Genomic DNA, 15664 nt, shown 5'->3' with positions numbered 1-15664 from the left:
TACCTTATTTTTATTTTAATTGAATGCCTGCAATGCTTATCCCTAACCATCTTGTATGACAAAGAACAAAAGGAGAACATAAAAGTTTTGTGAATTGTGTTTATTTTGGAAAGTATCTGCACCTCCACAATCCAAAAACTCCCACCCCATTCAAAGTAACAAGTTTTATTAATTTTGTTTGACCAAAAAAACAACAATGGAGGTAAAATCCCTTATTCAGGAAATAAGATCTCTTTTGCGTCTCGAAGAGGAGGAACAAGAGAAGAAATGGTTTGAAAAAGATGTTTCTTTAAAAGAACTAAGAAAAGAAGGTGCTATTTTGCATCCTGTAAAAATTCAAAATAAATCTTTTGGATATACTGATCAGCCAGTGATTACCGTTTCCTTTCATGCTGAAGGTGGCGTGAATCGCGCATTTTTTAGTGAGGGAACTCCAGTGGCTGTTTTTTTACCTAATACCGATGATATTTGCAATGGTCAGTTACTGTCTATTGCTGAACGTAAAGCTGAAGTTTTGCTTTACACAGACGATTTTCCAGATTGGATTGATGAGAAAGGAATTGGCATTAAAAGATTGCCGGATAATCGAACTTTCCAACAAATGCATGGTGTGTTGAAACGCATTTCAAAGGGAGAGAATAAGAGATTAACTGAATTATTTGAGATTGTTCACGGTCTAAAAAAGCAAAAACCTTTGGAGCAGACTGATGTAAAGTCTTTAAAACTTCCTGATTTGAATGCTTATCAAAAATTGGCAGTTGAACATGGCTTGTGTGATTTACCACTTCAATTGATTCATGGACCTCCAGGCACTGGAAAAACGACAACTATTGTTGCTTTAATTCAAGAATTAAGAAAACAAGGGAAGAGCATAGTTGCCTCAGCTCCAAGTAATGCCGCGGTGGATCATTTGGCACAACAATTATTAAATAATGGACTGAAAGTGCTGCGTTTAGGAAATACGGCTAAAGTCAATCAAAAGGTTTGGGAACACACGCCAGCTGGAATTATGAGTCAGGACAAATACAGTAAGAAAATTAAAAGATTAAAAATTCAAGCTGCTGAATTCCGCAAAATGGCACATCAATATAAACGTAGTTTTGGAAAATCAGAACGGGAACAAAGAAAACTACTTTTTAAGGAAGTTTATGCTATTCGCGATGAAATTAAGTCTTTGTCTACTTATTATTTGTCCCAATTCTATAAGGAAGCTGATGTAATTTTAGGAACACCCATTGGATTAATCGATCCATTGTTGAAAGAGCAAACTTTTGATGTGGCCTTTTTAGATGAAGCTGGCCAATGCATAGAACCCATGGCTTGGTTGGTATTAGAAAAAGCCAATCGTGCGATTTTGAGTGGAGATCATTTACAACTTCCACCAACGATTATTAGCGAAGAAGCTGCTCGAAAAGGACTGTCAACTTCTGTTCTTGAACACGCAATGAACTCAGAGGTTTCAAGCAATCTCTTGGGGATTCAATACCGAATGACACCAGAAATTGCTGGGTTTTCCTCTCGTTATTTCTACGATGGAAAACTGTCTTCTGCGGCTGACTCACTGCCGGATTCATTGATTTATTATGATACTGCTGGGGCTGGATTTGACGAGAAAAAACAGGAAAACAGTAGAAGTACCAATAATCCTGAGGAATTAAGAATCGTTGAAGAAAACGCTGAAAATTGGATAGTAAAGGGACAATCTGCTGTATTTATTTCTCCTTATTCAAGTCAAGTGGAATTGGCAAAAGAAGCCTTCAAAGAAATATCAGTTAGCACGATTGATTCATTCCAAGGTCAAGAAGCCGATGTCGTAATATTAAGTCTTGTGAGAAGTAACACCGAGGGGAAAATCGGATTTCTAAAAGATTACCGAAGAATGAATGTGGCACTCACAAGAGCAAAGAAAAAGCTAGTTGTGATTGGAGATTCAGCTACTTTGGCAAATGATCAATTTTACAAGGAATTCGTTGAATACGCTGAGGAAGTTGGCGGATACAGGAGTGTGTTTGAATTGATTTACTAAGTCACAGTAAATTGATTTTTTATAAATACTAGACGTTCTTTCCCATAAAAAAAGTATCTTTCCACCACAATTAAAAAATACACATTGTGATATTAGGAATAGAATGGAATATGACCTCGCAACTGATTGACGGTTGGAGCACACCAAATTTATACGGATTACTTTTTGTTACGGGACTAATCATTGGCTTTTACGTAATTAAACGCATGTTTAAAGATGAAGGTATTCCAGAAGCATGGTTAGATAAATTATTGATTTATGTTGTAATTGCTACCATTGTTGGGGCTCGATTAGGGCACGTTTTCTTTTATGATTGGCACATTTATAAAGAAAACCCGATTGACATTCTTAAAGTCTGGGAGGGTGGATTAGCGAGTCATGGTGGCGCTATTGCTATATTGATTGCGCTTTTCATTTACAGTAAAGTAGTGACTAAAAAATCGATGTGGTGGATTCTGGATCGTATCGTTGCACCGATTGCCATTGCAGGTTGTTTTATTCGACTTGGAAACTTAGTGAATCATGAGATTATTGGTCAACCCACAGATTTACCTTGGGGTTTTATGTTTATGCATGAAAGTATCAATAACTTGGTAGAAGTAGATGGTGAAATGGTGCATGTTTATCGTCACCCTGCACAGCTTTATGAAGCGATTGGATATCTTTTTAGCTTCATTATTCTACTGAGTCTTTACTGGAAAACGAAAATCAAGGAGAAAAGCGGATTCTTGTTTGGATTGTTCTTGATTTTTATTTTCGGATGGCGTTTTATCGTAGAGTTTGTAAAAGTAGGACAAGCCGAAAGAGATGCAGGATTGATTATTAACACAGGTCAGTGGTTGAGCGTTCCTTTTGTGATCGCTGGAATTGTGATTGTCTTGTTGGCAATGGGAAAGAAGTTGAATCCTAAGAAGGAGTGATTTTTATTAGCTTTGCTTTAAGGACGAAAGGACGTTTTTCAAAACGTCCGTACATGCGCTTTTAATTGAATAAACAGGAGAATCATTTTAAGAGTATAGCAGTATCGCTTCAATTAAAACTTTTTATCTTATCCAATTCTGTCTTTAGATTGTTGATTGCATCTTCTAAATCGTAATCTTCTTGTAGTCCGAGCCAGAATCTTGGAGAATTATCGAAGTATTTGCTTAAACGCAATGCAGTATCTGCGGTTATTCTTCTTCGTCCATTAATGATTTCTGAGATTCGTGTTTGCGGTACATTTATATCTTTTGACAGTTTATAAGCCGATAGTTTTAGCGGAATTAAAAACTCTTCTTTTAAAACTTCTCCGGGGTGTATGTTTGATAATTTCTCCATTGTATTCTATTTTAATTTTAATGATAATCAATGATTTGAACTTCGCTTGCTTTTCCGTTCTCCCACTGAAATATAATTCTCCATTGTCTGTTTATCCTTATACTAAAATAATTATTTAGATCTCCAGACAGCTTCTCTAAACGATTCGAGGGCGGAATCCTTAAATCATTCAAATCCTCAGAGTTATTTATCATTCTTAATTTTCTACGTCCAACTTTTTGAATTTCAATGGGCATTTTTTTAACACGAATTCCGTCCCAAATCTTTTCTGTTTCTTTTGTACCAAATGAAATAATCATAATTACGATGAACGTTACTAACGTCAAAGATAAGTATAAAAATTATTTCTGACATAAAAAGATGTCATTAACTTTATAAGGGAATACTTCCTATTAGCAAATGTAGAGTTTAAATCTGCACCCCTACTTCCTACTTAACCAGCTTAAACCTCTAACTCTAATACTTCCAATCTTTCTCTCCCTCTCCCTTTCTTTCTCCCTTTTTCATACCCTTTTTCAAAATATTCCTAATAACTTTACATTCTTCAATAAAATTAGAAAAATATCATTTTATGAAAAATAGAATCACTTCATTATTTAATATAGAATATCCACTCATTCAAGCCGGGATGATTTGGTGTTCGGGTTGGGAATTGGCAGCAGCTGTTTCTAATGCGGGCGGACTCGGAATTATCGGTTCGGGAAGTATGTATCCTGAAATTTTGGATTTACATGTGCGTAAATGCAAGGAGGCGACGGACAAACCTTTTGCTGTTAATTTACCAATGCTATATCCGGATATCGACAAGCATATTGAAACGATTATCAAACACGAAGTGCCTATCGTTTTTACTTCGGCTGGAAATCCAAAAACTTGGACAAAACATTTGCAAGATCACGGTATAAAAGTCGTTCATGTGGTTTCGAGTGTGAAATTTGCACAAAAATCTGAAGCAGCAGGAGTTGATGCTGTTGTGGCGGAAGGTTTTGAAGCAGGCGGACACAACGGAAAAGATGAAACCACTACTTTTTGTTTAATTCCTATGGTGAGGGAAGCAGTAAATATTCCCGTGATTGCCGCAGGAGGAATTGGAAACGGTGCAGGAATGTTGGCTGCTATGAATTTAGGTGCAGACGCCGTTCAAATTGGAAGTCGTTTTGTGGCTTCTGAAGAATCTTCAGCGCACGATAATTTTAAAAACACCGTAGTTGAATCGAAAGAAGGAGATACGATTTTGACCTTAAAAGAAATTACTCCTGTTCGTTTGATTAAGAACGCTTTTTATAGTCAGGTTGTGGAAGCCTACACCGACTGCAAGTCTGTGGATGAATTGATTGATCTTCTTGGTCGCGGTCGAGCTAAAAAGGGAATGTTTGAAGGAGATTTAGACGAAGGAGAACTCGAAATAGGACAAGTTTCAGGTCTTATCAATGAAGTACTTCCTGCCGCACAAATTGTGGAGGAGATTGTTACAGACTTCAAAGCTGCATTATCAGCACAAAATACAAATGCAAAATTTAAGTTTTAATGGTAAAATTTGAACGTTTTGAACTCGACAATGGCTTGCGGGTCATTTTCCATAAAGATGTAACCACACCAATGGCGGTGGTAAACACCTTATACGACGTAGGCGCACGAGATGAATCTCCAGAAAGAACAGGATTTGCTCATTTATTTGAGCATTTAATGTTCGGCGGGTCTATTAATATCCCCAATTTCGATGGTCCTTTGCAAGAGGCAGGAGGAAACAACAATGCTTTTACAAGCAACGACATGACGAATTATTACGATGTTGTTCCGGTGCAGAATATCGAAACAGCTTTGTGGCTGGAAAGCGACCGTATGCTTTCTTTGGCGTTTACCGACAAAAGCCTCGAAGTGCAAAGAAGCGTAGTTATCGAAGAGTTTAAACAACGCTATTTGAATCAGCCTTATGGTGATTTGTGGCTTGAATTCCGTCCTTTGGCCTATAAAGTGCATCCTTATCAATGGGCAACTATTGGGAAAAACATCGAGCACATCGAAGAAGCGACCATGGAAGAAGTGAAAGATTTTTTCCACACGCATTATCATCCGGGAAATGCCATTTTGTGTATTGCTGGAAACTTGGAATTGGAGGAAGTAAAAAGACTGGTCGGAAAATGGTATGGCGATATTCCTGCACGAGAAAAGAAAGTGAGGAATTTACCACAAGAGCCAAAGCAAACAGAATTCAGGACAAAAACCATTGAAAGAGAAGTGCCTTCTGATCTTTACACCTACGGATTTAAAATGGCTGGAAAAGGTCAACAAGGATATTACGAAGCCGATTTAATTTCTGATGTACTGGGAAGAGGAAAATCTTCCCGTTTGTATAAGCGATTAAAAAAAGAACTAGAATTGGTAACAGAGATCAATGCCTATGTTATGGGATCAATGGATCCTGGTCTATTGATGTTATCAGTTCATCCAAGTGATGGTACAACTTTAGAAGAAATTGATACTGAAATTTGGAAGGTGTTAGAGGAATTAAAATCTACTCCAATTGAAGCTTCAGAATTAGAAAAAATCATCAATAAGGTAAAAACCACCAAAGCATTTTCTGAGCAAGGCGTTTTGAACACCAGTATTGCTTTGTGCATGAATGAATTGTTGGGCGATGCAAACCTCATCAATACAGAAACAGAAGAATACGAAAAAGTAAACGTCGAGGGAATTCAAACCCATGCTCAAAACATTTTACAAAAAACGAATTGTACACAACTCATTATTAAAGCGAAAAAGAATGATGAATAGAACACTTGCACCGAAAACATCCACAGTTAGCCATATCGATTTTCAATCTCCAGAAATCATCACCTTACAAAACGGAGCAAAGTTGTACGCCATTCGTAAAACCAACGATGAAACAGTACGCATTGACTTTGTTTTTGACGCAGGAAGTTTAAAAACTTCAAAAATCATTGCGCAATTGACAGGCGATTTATTACTTTCTGGAACTCACGATAAAAGCAGTGACGAAATAGAAGAAGCCATAGACGCTTTAGGAGGATTTAACGGGGTGGAAATAACCAAAGAAAAAGCAAAAATTTCTGTAATTGGTTTAAGAGAACACATTGTAAGTATTGCTGAGACATTGGTTGATGCCATAATGAATGTCAATTTTAATCCTAAAGAAATCAAGCAACTTTTACAATCCAAAAAGAAGAAAATGGCCATTTCTTTGGAAAAGGTTTCTACTCAAGCTAGACGTGCTTTTATCAGTGATTTAATGCAAAATTCGCCTTACGGAGATTTGGTGCAATTGGAAGATTATGATCACATCGAACAAAGTGATTTAATTGAATTTCACAAAGAGAAATACCTAAAAGGATTAAAGTACATCAGCATTGTTGGAGCTATAGATGATCAAGATTTAGCAACTATTCAATCGCTTGGAGAACAATTCAAAAAAGAAGAAATCACCAGTTTCGATTACGACTATAGTTATTCGCCAAACAACATTCACATAGAAAAAGACCAAGCCGTTCAAACCGCAATTCGTGTGGGTAGGGTTTTATTCAACAAACAACACACCGATTTTATCAAGTTCAGTGTAGTGAACACCATTTTGGGCGGTTATTTCGGCAGTCGATTAATGACTTCTATTCGCGAAGACAAAGGGTATACGTATGGAATTGGTTCGGGCGTTGCACAACTATCCGAAACGGGTTATTTCTTTATCAGCACCGAAGTCGGAAAAGAGTTCAAAGACTTGACACTCGAAGCGATTCAAGAGGAAATCACACTTTTACAAACGGAAGAAGTCAGTAAAAAAGAACTCGATTTAGTAAAAAACTACATCATCGGTCAAATTTTAGAACAATCTGACGGAGCGCAAGCCATGATGGATCGATTCATTTCAGTAGAGACTTTCGGGTTAGATTTTTCGTATTACGATGATTTTATCAAGCAAGTGAAAGAGGTTACAGCGGAAGAATTAAAAGAGTTGGCGAATAGATACTTGAATTGGGAGGACTTTGTTGTGGTTTGTGCGGGGTGAGTTCGGCTACGAGATGGAATCTCGCAGCAGCCCCCTTAGTTTGTATTGTTATTTATTAACTGAAAATAGGGATAACTAACTTTATAAAATAAGTGGTTAAAACCACTCAGGGATTGCTCATAGTTTCCATTAGTAAGGGATGAATCCCTCACCAATGGAATCTGTTAAAAATGGTTAGCTTTGTTCAAATCTAATTAATGAAATGGTTTTTCAATAGAACATTTTTCAATCAATAAAGCTTCTCTCTGAACAACCAGCCGTTTAAACGGCTTTTAAATTATTCTTTAACTTCACGGGCGTTGACCTTGTAACTCACCATATTGTGGAAGCGTGAAATAGAAAGTTAAATTCAGGTTTCTCATTCTAAAATACGAAATAATCTCATGAACCGAGCTTGCTAGTTCATCTCGGTAAGCTCAGAGCCTCGAAACGAAGTTAATAACTCGAGTTAAAGCAATTGTAAAAAAACAAATACAAAATATATCTATTGGGCAACGAAATACTTATTTTTACGTTATACTATTAGCACATAAATTACGTTTATACTTCATGTTTAAGAAAATTCTTTTTCTATTGTTATTGATTACCGGTTTTTGTCTTCCAAATAGCTATGCTACACATAGTATGGGAGGTGAGATTACATGGAGTTGTCAGGGGAGCGGAGATTACATTTTTGAATTGGTATTTTACAGAGATTGTAATGGTTTTGAAGTCGATGCCAATTTTGAAACGATTGATGTTTGGGGACATCCAACGCTGAATTCAATTCAAGTTGATTTTGTAAGTAGAACGGATATTTCTCCAAATTGTACAGCTGCTGCTGGAAATACTCCTTTTGATTGCGGCACTGGGGTATCTGGAGGTAATGGTATTGGAGCAATTGAAAAAGTAACCTATCGCAGTGCGCCCATCACTATTATTGGTGTGCCGCCAAATGAAGGGTGGCATTTTACTTTTCAGAATTTCTCTCGAAGTGGTGCGCTTACCAATATACAAAACCCTACTTCTTATGGAATTACGCTTACAGCCTCAATGTTTCCAATACAAGGAGCGACAGGAGGTTGTATTGATAATTCACCTACTTTTTTGCAGTCGCCTTACTTTGTGAGTTGTACTGGAGATGATTACGATTATAATCCCAATGCGGTAGATACTGACCTCGATTCGCTTCATTTTAGGTGGGGGAAACCTTTAGATTATTTTCCTAGTGGAATATATACACCTCCAACAAGTCCAGCACCTGTGCTTTTCGAACCAGGCTTTAGCTTTGACAATCCTACACCAGATGCCAATATAAATGCCAATAATCAAGCAGCCACATTAAATGATGAAAATGGTCGGATTCAATTTAAGTCTTTTACACAAGGAAACTTTATTGTAAAAGTTATGGTTGATGCTTATCGAAATGGACAGAAAATAGCCACGGTTGAGCGTGAAATGCAGTTTATTGTTGCCTCGTGTAGTGGTAATAATAATGCACCAACAGTGACACCTCCTTTTGCAGGTGGAACATCTTTTGAAACTGAAATTTTTGCTGGAGATGCTATTAATTTTCAAATTGATGCTACTGATACTGATTTACTCCAAGACGGAAATCCACAGTCTATTACCATAACACCTTCAGGATTAATTTATGGAAATGGATTTTCAGATCCTAATAATGGTTGTATTATTACGCCATGCGCAACATTAGATAATCCCTCAATAACGGCTATAAATAATGCTACGCTTGAGTTTGATTGGCAAACTAGCTGTAATCATTTAGTTGATGCAACAGGGAGTGCACGTAGTACTGTACCTTATGTATTTGTGTTTAAAATAGAAGATGATTATTGTCCTATTCCTAAGGTACGATATGCTACGGTTGTGATTACTTTGAAGAATAAAGATGTATTGCCCGCGCCTGAAATCACCTGTATAACAACCGATGCTTCTGGCAATGCTACTGTGAATTGGACTTCAATTACTGACCCTTTTGGTACATTTGATGGATATGAAATAAACACGGTTAATGGTGGACTTATTCAAACTGAAAACAATATTAATAGCACTTCGATTACGACGAGTGTTGGATCGCAACAACAATTCTACATAAACACCTTGTCGGGTTGCGATGGTTTGACCAAAAGTTCTTCCGATACAATAAGCAATATATTCTTAGACTTAAATAATCCAGGAACAGGGGAAGCCATTCTTCAATGGAATCAGCCTTACAGTAGCCAGAAAACAGCTTATCATGATGATTTTTATATTTATCGAGAATTTCCTGTTGGAACATGGACGTTAATTGATTCTGTTCCCTATAGCACCACAACTTATAAAGATACAATATCTGTATGTCAAGAAACTCTAGGTTATCAAATCGTACTTAAAACAAGCAACTGCGACTTTTCAAGTAATCAGGTGTCTGATGTTTTTGAAGATAAAATAGTTCCAGATATTCCATTGATTACTTCAGTTGATATTGATACTTTAAATAGTAATATTACGGTCTCTTGGGATGAAAATAGACAGGAAGACACCTATGGATATGTGGTTTATCAGACAGATCCAAATGGTAATTTAGTCGAGATTGATACCGTTTGGGGAAGACCGAATACGAGTTATACACATTTTCAAAATCCAAGTGAAGGACCTTACGAATATTCTATTGCTGCTTTTGATTCATGTTATACTTCAAATATTCCGCCTACCTATCAAACGTCAGCAAAGGCTAATCCGCATACTACTAACTTTTTATCGTCATCTATTGATGTTTGCGCGCGTTTAGCTAAGTTTGAGTGGTCTGGATATATTGGTTTTGATGAAATTGAAGAACATCTGTTATTTATTAAGAAAAACGGATCTGCTTGGACGCAAGGCGGACAAACCAATACGAATGATATTAGCATTGATATCCAGCCTGGTGATCAGATTGTTGCCGTAGTTCAGAGCATTTCTAAAAATGGAGAAACAGCATTCTCTAATATGGATACGCTTGAGTTTGCTGGAGAAACAGGGCCAGAAATGTCTTATTTGAGTGTAGCAACAGTGCGAGAAGATGAAGTGCTCATAAAACACAATATTTCTTATGGCGAGGGTGGTGATTTTGTTCAATTGGAACGATTTAATCAAAGAAGTTCAACGTTTGAAAAAATTGATGAAAAGCCAGTCAATAATACCGAAGTAGTGAAGTTTATAGATGCTGATGTAGAAACAGATAAATACAGTTATACTTACAGAACTAAGGTTATTGATACGTGTAATCAAGCGCTAGGTTATTCAAATCAAGGAAGAACTATTTTGTTAAATGTTATTACAAACGAAGAAAGAGAAGTACATGTACTTCAGTGGTCAGGATATGAGGATTTTATTGGGAATATAAATAATTACACCTTGTATCGTTCTATTGATGGAAGTTTTGATACAGCTCCAATCGCAACATTACCACATAATGTGAGAACTTATACAGATTCAGTGAGTAATATTGGGACGTATGACGATGGGAAAATATGTTACCTGGTAGTCGCTAATGAGGCAAGTAACGCTTATGGTATGGAAGAACGAAGTTATAGCAATATTGTTTGTGGAGTTATACAGCCAAAGGTTTTTATTCCCAATGCTTTTACAGTAGGGGGACATAATCCTATTTTCAAACCAGAAACGAGTCAGCATCAAGTTACGGATTATCTTTTTGAGGTATATGACCGCTATGGAAGAGTGATTTTTGAAACGCAAAACCCTAACGAAGGATGGAACGGACAATTAAAAGGACAAAAACGAATAGCTAGAGAAGGTGTATATGTTTACCGCTTATCCATGAGGAATGGTGAAGGAATAGCTATTATAAAACATGGACATGTCACGCTTTTAGATTATAGATCGGTAGATTAATATTTATAATTGAACGTTACTTTATATGGACTCAATTGTGAATATGTAACATATCATTTTATCCTTAGATTTTTATTGTTTTACTGAATCAGCTTAATCAAGATTTCGAATGTTATTCTTTTTAATTGATTTCATAAGAAAATACAGTATTTTTGCAACATATTATGGAAAGTCAGGAAGAAAATGAAATGTCATTCCTCGAACACCTAGAGGAGTTGCGATGGAGAATCGTAAAAGCGGTCATTGCTATTTTAGTATTTGCTGTTGTAATGTGGTTTTTTAAGGAGTGGCTTATTCAAAACCTTTTTATCGCGATGACTAAACCAGATTTTGTTTCTTTCCGTTTTATGTGCGATTACCTTAACATTTGCATTGGAGAGATTCCCATTAAGTTTCAGTCTAATAAAGTGGGTTCTCAATTTTCCTACGCCCTTTTAATGTCTTTCGTAGGCGGATTTATTGTTGCATTTCCATTTGTTTTTTATCAATTATGGGCTTTTGTAAAACCAGGCTTAAGGGCCAACGAGAAAAGTGTGGTTAATGGAATTACCTTCTTTGTAACCATTTTATTTTTACTAGGTGTTGTTTTCGGATATATCGTTGTTGCACCTCTATGTATTCAGTTCTTTGGTGGCTTTTCACTCGCTAATGAATTTGAAAATATATGGATGATTGGCTCCTTCATGTCATTAATTATTTCAAGTGTAATTTTCACTGGACTACTTTTTCTATTGCCTGTTATTGTATATATTTTAACCAAAATAGGTATTCTTACCCCTGAGTTTTTACGTAAATATAGGAAACATTCAATTGTAGGCGTTCTTATATTATCGGCTTTAATCACTCCTCCTGATTTTATATCACAAGTGATTGTCTCCATTCCAATAATTATACTTTATGAAATTGGGATTTTGATTAGCGCTCGTGTTGAAAAGAATCGATTAAAAAGAGAACGTGTTTAGTCATTGATAAGTGATAGAAAAGAGTCACCTTTAACTAAATTACAACGTTTTAACCTGAAATGCTTTTGATGAACAACCTGGTTTAAATTTGCTATAATTGTCGGGTGAGAAAATCCAAAAATGATTTTATCCTCAGAAAAAACTTAAAAATATTTAATATATTTATTTAGTATCTCATTTATCTTTTGAATTTGTTTATTTTAGCTGTCAATGAGATGGAGCCTACTTATATTACTTTTAGTCCACATAAATATATACGCTCAAAAAACAGGTGTTTCAGGTCTCGTAACTGAAAAAGAAACAGGAGAGCCTGTGCCGTTTGCAAGTGTGTTTTTTAAGGATTCAAAAATTGGAACGGAAACGGACCTCGATGGAAAATTTATGCTTTCATCTTATTATGCAACAGATTCATTAACTGTTAGAGCTTCTGGTTTTGCGTCACAAACTGTGGCAGTAGTAAAAGATAAAACACAGGAAATTAACTTTCAATTAGGGCCAGTTACGCAAATAACAGAAGAGGTTGTTATTCGTGCACCTGATGAAAAACCGTCTACGATTTTACACCGTCGCGTAGTTAGAAATAAAAACATCAATAATAAAGCAAAACTAACATCTTATGAGTATGAATCTTACAACAAAATACAGTTAGACCTCAATAATATAGGAGATAAATTTTCAGACCGTAAGATCGTCCAAAACTTAGATGTCGTGATGGAGTATTTAGACACCATGAATGGAGGGCAGTATTTACCACTTATTCTCACCGAATCTTTGTCAGAATATTATTACAGAACTAATCCTAAAAAGAAAAAAGAGGTCGTAAAAGCTTCACGTATAACTGGGGTGGAGAATCTTGAAGTAAATCAGTTTTTAGGTGAAATGTATCAAGATATCAATGTTTATGATAACTATATCGGTATTTTCGACAAATCTTTTATCAGTCCAATCGCCAATTTTGCAATGGGCTATTATCGATTTAGATTAACAGATAGTATGTTTATTGATAACCAATGGTGTTATCAATTAACATTCAAACCGAAGAGAAAAGGAGACCTTACTTTCGAAGGGGAAATGTGGATTCATGATACAACTTATGCGGTTAAACAATGGACAGCCTCCGTAGCTGATGATGCAAATATCAACTATGTAAACGGTTTTTATTTAGAGCAAATGTTCAACCAAGTAGAAGACGAAGTCTGGATGCTTACCTACGATCGATTGATAGTGGACTTAAAAGTGTACGAAAAATCTAAACTTCTCGGTTTTTATGGACGAAAACTAACAACAAGAAAAGATTTTGTTATCAATAAACCACATCCAGTTGATTTTTATAAAACCAGTGAGAATGTCGTCATTGAAGATGGTGCAGAGGATAGAGATGAGGCGTATTGGAAAAAGCATAGACATGTTCCTTTAAATAAACAAGAGGAGGATATTGATGTTATGATCGACTCTCTAAACGAAGTTCCATTATTTAAAGCCTTTAAAAACTTGACTTTTTTAGCCACTACTGGGTTTTATCCGCTCGGAAAAGTAGAGTTAGGAAATATAAAAAGCTTAATTAGTTACAATACTGTTGAAGGTTTTAGAAATCAGATACAGTTGAGGACTTCTAACGATTTTAGTGAGAGAATAGAATTGTCTGGTAAAGTTGCGTATGGTTATTTAGACCAAAATTTCAAATACGGAGGAGGAATACGCTATAATATTACTCCGAAAAAAAGAGGGATGTTGAATCTTTTTTACGATTATGATGTAAAACAGTTGGGGTTAGGAGATAATGCCGAAGATATCGATGCAGCATTTGGGTCTTTATTGAGAACACGCCCATTAACACAGTTAACATTGGTAGAGAAATTTGGCGTTCGACTAGAAAAAGACATAGGAAAGTCCTTTATTTTTACCGTAGGTGGACAATGGAAAAATTTAACAGCCTTGGGGGCAACTCAATTTCGTGTTCCAACTTCATCAATAAGTTATCACCACATTAATGATATTAGTACGTTCGAAACTTCTTTAAAAATCAGATACGCGAAAAATGAAGAGTTTATTTCGGGAACTTTTGATCGTATTTCTATAGGTTCCAAATATCCAATCTTCAGTCTTGAAGGTGTGTTAGGTATAAAAGGAATACTTGGTTCCGATTATGAATATCAAAAACTTGAATTAAAAATGAAGCACAGCCCCAAATTAGGTGTTTTTGGTAAACTGTTTTATGAAGTTTATGGTGGAATTTATTTTGGTCAAGCAGCATACCCATTGTTGCAAATCCATGAAGGATCACAAACCTATTGGTTTCAATCTGCGGCACATAACCGAATGGATTACTTTGAGTTTATTTCTGATCGTTATGTCGGAGCAACAGCAGAACATCACTTTAATGGATTGTTTTTCGATCGTATTCCTTTAGTTAGAAAGTTGAAATGGCGTTTGGTGGCATCAGCAAAGTCTGTTTGGGGAGAACTTTCTGACAAGCAAAAAACGGTAATGATGATCCCTGATAATACCATTCCTTTTGGTAATACACCTTATGTTGAAAGTGCAATCGGAATAGAGAATATCTTTAAGGTTTTTCGTGTAGATGCTGTATGGAGAATGACTCACCTGCGTGAAGGGGATGCTCCTGTGGGAATTCGTGCGAAATTTACGATTCGTTTTTAAAGAAGTTTTTCCTAATGAAAAGACAAAGATGTTATTTCTTTATATTAATTTAGTAGACCTTTTAAGAAATGAAGCTATTTACTAAAAATATTACCAAGTCATACCGAAACCGAAAGGTGGTTAAAGGTATCTCTATTGAAGTCAACCAAGGTGAAATAGTAGGTTTGTTGGGTCCAAACGGTGCAGGGAAAACCACTTCTTTTTACATGATAGTAGGATTGGTTACACCTGATGATGGGACTGTCCATTTAGATCATGAAAACATTACTAAATTACCGATGTATAGAAGGTCTCAATTGGGAGTAGGATATCTTCCACAGGAGGTGTCAGTTTTTCGGAAATTAAGCGTTGAAGACAATATCATGGCGATATTGGAGATGACAAAGCTGAATAAAACAGAACGAAAAAATAAATTAGAAAAACTTATTAGTGAGTTTGGGTTAAATCACGTTAGAAAAAACAAAGGCTCTGCGCTTTCTGGTGGTGAAAAAAGAAGAACTGAAATTGCTAGGGCTTTGGCAACCGATCCAAAATTTGTTTTGTTAGATGAGCCTTTTGCAGGGGTTGATCCTATTGCTGTTGAAGATATTCAGTCTATTGTAGCGGATTTGAAAAAGAGAAATATTGGGATTTTAATTACAGACCACAATGTGCAAGAAACATTGTCGATTACCGATCGTGCGTATTTACTTTTTGAGGGTAGTATACTAAAAGCTGGAACTGCTGAGGAATTGGCAGCAGATGAGCAAGTTAGGAAGGTTTATTTGGGTCAAAATTTTGAACTTAGAAAAAAAACATAGTTAT

General features: G+C 36.0%; 11 protein-coding genes. 9 read left to right on the top strand and 2 right to left on the bottom strand.

The features are described from left to right. Positions 1 to 196: 196 nt before the first annotated feature. Entirely contained in the window at positions 197 to 2026 is a 1830-nt protein-coding gene (locus tag CW751_RS04930; RefSeq protein WP_101333886.1) for an AAA domain-containing protein, read from the top strand. 86 nt (positions 2027 to 2112) lie between these two features. Continuing rightward, positions 2113 to 2946, top strand: a complete 834-nt coding sequence (lgt, locus tag CW751_RS04925) for a prolipoprotein diacylglyceryl transferase (protein WP_101333885.1) — start codon at positions 2113 to 2115, stop codon at positions 2944 to 2946. 109 nt (positions 2947 to 3055) lie between these two features. On the opposite strand, the gene CW751_RS04920 is transcribed toward lgt, so the two are convergent. Together CW751_RS04920 and CW751_RS04915 are read right to left on the bottom strand one after the other, a co-directional pair. Next, positions 3056 to 3343 carry a HigA family addiction module antitoxin gene (locus CW751_RS04920; protein WP_101333884.1) on the bottom strand — a complete coding sequence of 96 codons (288 nt, stop codon included), beginning with the start codon at positions 3341 to 3343 and terminating at the stop codon, positions 3056 to 3058. A gap of 17 nt (positions 3344 to 3360) precedes the next feature. After that, positions 3361 to 3642: a type II toxin-antitoxin system RelE/ParE family toxin gene (locus CW751_RS04915; RefSeq protein WP_101333883.1), complete on the bottom strand. Its 282-nt coding sequence runs from the start codon at positions 3640 to 3642 to the stop codon at positions 3361 to 3363. Between the two features lie 272 nt (positions 3643 to 3914). Here CW751_RS04915 and CW751_RS04910 point away from each other — a divergent pair, with 272 nt between their 5' ends. The 7 genes from CW751_RS04910 (at position 3915) to lptB (ending at position 15660) form a co-directional block, all read left to right on the top strand. Continuing rightward, the gene (locus CW751_RS04910; RefSeq protein ID WP_101333882.1) at positions 3915 to 4871 is read left to right on the top strand and encodes an NAD(P)H-dependent flavin oxidoreductase; all 957 of its coding nucleotides are present in this window, start codon (positions 3915 to 3917) and stop codon (positions 4869 to 4871) included. Further along, positions 4871 to 6118, top strand: coding sequence for a M16 family metallopeptidase (locus CW751_RS04905; protein WP_101333881.1), 1248 nt, complete (start codon positions 4871 to 4873; stop codon positions 6116 to 6118). Before CW751_RS04910 ends, CW751_RS04905 begins: the two co-directional genes overlap by 1 nt. Beyond that, a complete protein-coding gene (locus CW751_RS04900) occupies positions 6108 to 7364 on the top strand; it encodes a M16 family metallopeptidase (protein ID WP_165779221.1) in 1257 nt (418 codons plus the stop codon). The genes CW751_RS04905 and CW751_RS04900 overlap by 11 nt, the downstream gene beginning before the upstream one ends. A 549-nt stretch (positions 7365 to 7913) precedes the next feature. Continuing rightward, a complete protein-coding gene (locus tag CW751_RS04895) occupies positions 7914 to 11237 on the top strand; it encodes a T9SS type B sorting domain-containing protein (RefSeq protein ID WP_101333879.1) in 3324 nt (1107 codons plus the stop codon). A 152-nt stretch (positions 11238 to 11389) separates the two neighbouring features. Next, positions 11390 to 12199 carry a twin-arginine translocase subunit TatC gene (tatC, locus tag CW751_RS04890; RefSeq protein WP_240612533.1) on the top strand — a complete coding sequence of 270 codons (810 nt, stop codon included), beginning with the start codon at positions 11390 to 11392 and terminating at the stop codon, positions 12197 to 12199. Between the two features lie 210 nt (positions 12200 to 12409). Beyond that, positions 12410 to 14860, top strand: coding sequence for a DUF5686 and carboxypeptidase-like regulatory domain-containing protein (locus tag CW751_RS04885; RefSeq protein WP_101333877.1), 2451 nt, complete (start codon positions 12410 to 12412; stop codon positions 14858 to 14860). A gap of 68 nt (positions 14861 to 14928) precedes the next feature. After that, entirely contained in the window at positions 14929 to 15660 is a 732-nt protein-coding gene (gene lptB / locus CW751_RS04880; RefSeq protein ID WP_101333876.1) for an LPS export ABC transporter ATP-binding protein, read from the top strand. Positions 15661 to 15664 lie beyond the last annotated feature (4 nt).

Source organism: Brumimicrobium salinarum (assembly GCF_002844555.1).
GTDB lineage: Bacteria > Bacteroidota > Bacteroidia > Flavobacteriales_D > Crocinitomicaceae > Brumimicrobium > Brumimicrobium salinarum.
Note: the sequence above shows the minus strand (reverse complement) of the source record. Positions and strands in the feature narration are given on the sequence as shown.

What these genes read in the sequence shown, in the direction of transcription:
- CW751_RS04930 (WP_101333886.1), top strand. Translation starts at nt 197, where the DNA reads ATGGAGGTAAAATCCCTTATTCAGGAAATAAGATCTCTTTTGCGTCTC.
- CW751_RS04920 (WP_101333884.1), bottom strand. Translation starts at nt 3,343, where the DNA reads ATGGAGAAATTATCAAACATACACCCCGGAGAAGTTTTAAAAGAAGAG.
- CW751_RS04915 (WP_101333883.1), bottom strand. Translation starts at nt 3,642, where the DNA reads ATGATTATTTCATTTGGTACAAAAGAAACAGAAAAGATTTGGGACGGA.
- CW751_RS04910 (WP_101333882.1), top strand. Translation starts at nt 3,915, where the DNA reads ATGAAAAATAGAATCACTTCATTATTTAATATAGAATATCCACTCATT.
- CW751_RS04905 (WP_101333881.1), top strand. Translation starts at nt 4,871, where the DNA reads ATGGTAAAATTTGAACGTTTTGAACTCGACAATGGCTTGCGGGTCATT.
- CW751_RS04900 (WP_165779221.1), top strand. Translation starts at nt 6,108, where the DNA reads ATGATGAATAGAACACTTGCACCGAAAACATCCACAGTTAGCCATATC.
- CW751_RS04895 (WP_101333879.1), top strand. Translation starts at nt 7,914, where the DNA reads ATGTTTAAGAAAATTCTTTTTCTATTGTTATTGATTACCGGTTTTTGT.
- CW751_RS04885 (WP_101333877.1), top strand. Translation starts at nt 12,410, where the DNA reads ATGAGATGGAGCCTACTTATATTACTTTTAGTCCACATAAATATATAC.
- lptB (WP_101333876.1), top strand. Translation starts at nt 14,929, where the DNA reads ATGAAGCTATTTACTAAAAATATTACCAAGTCATACCGAAACCGAAAG.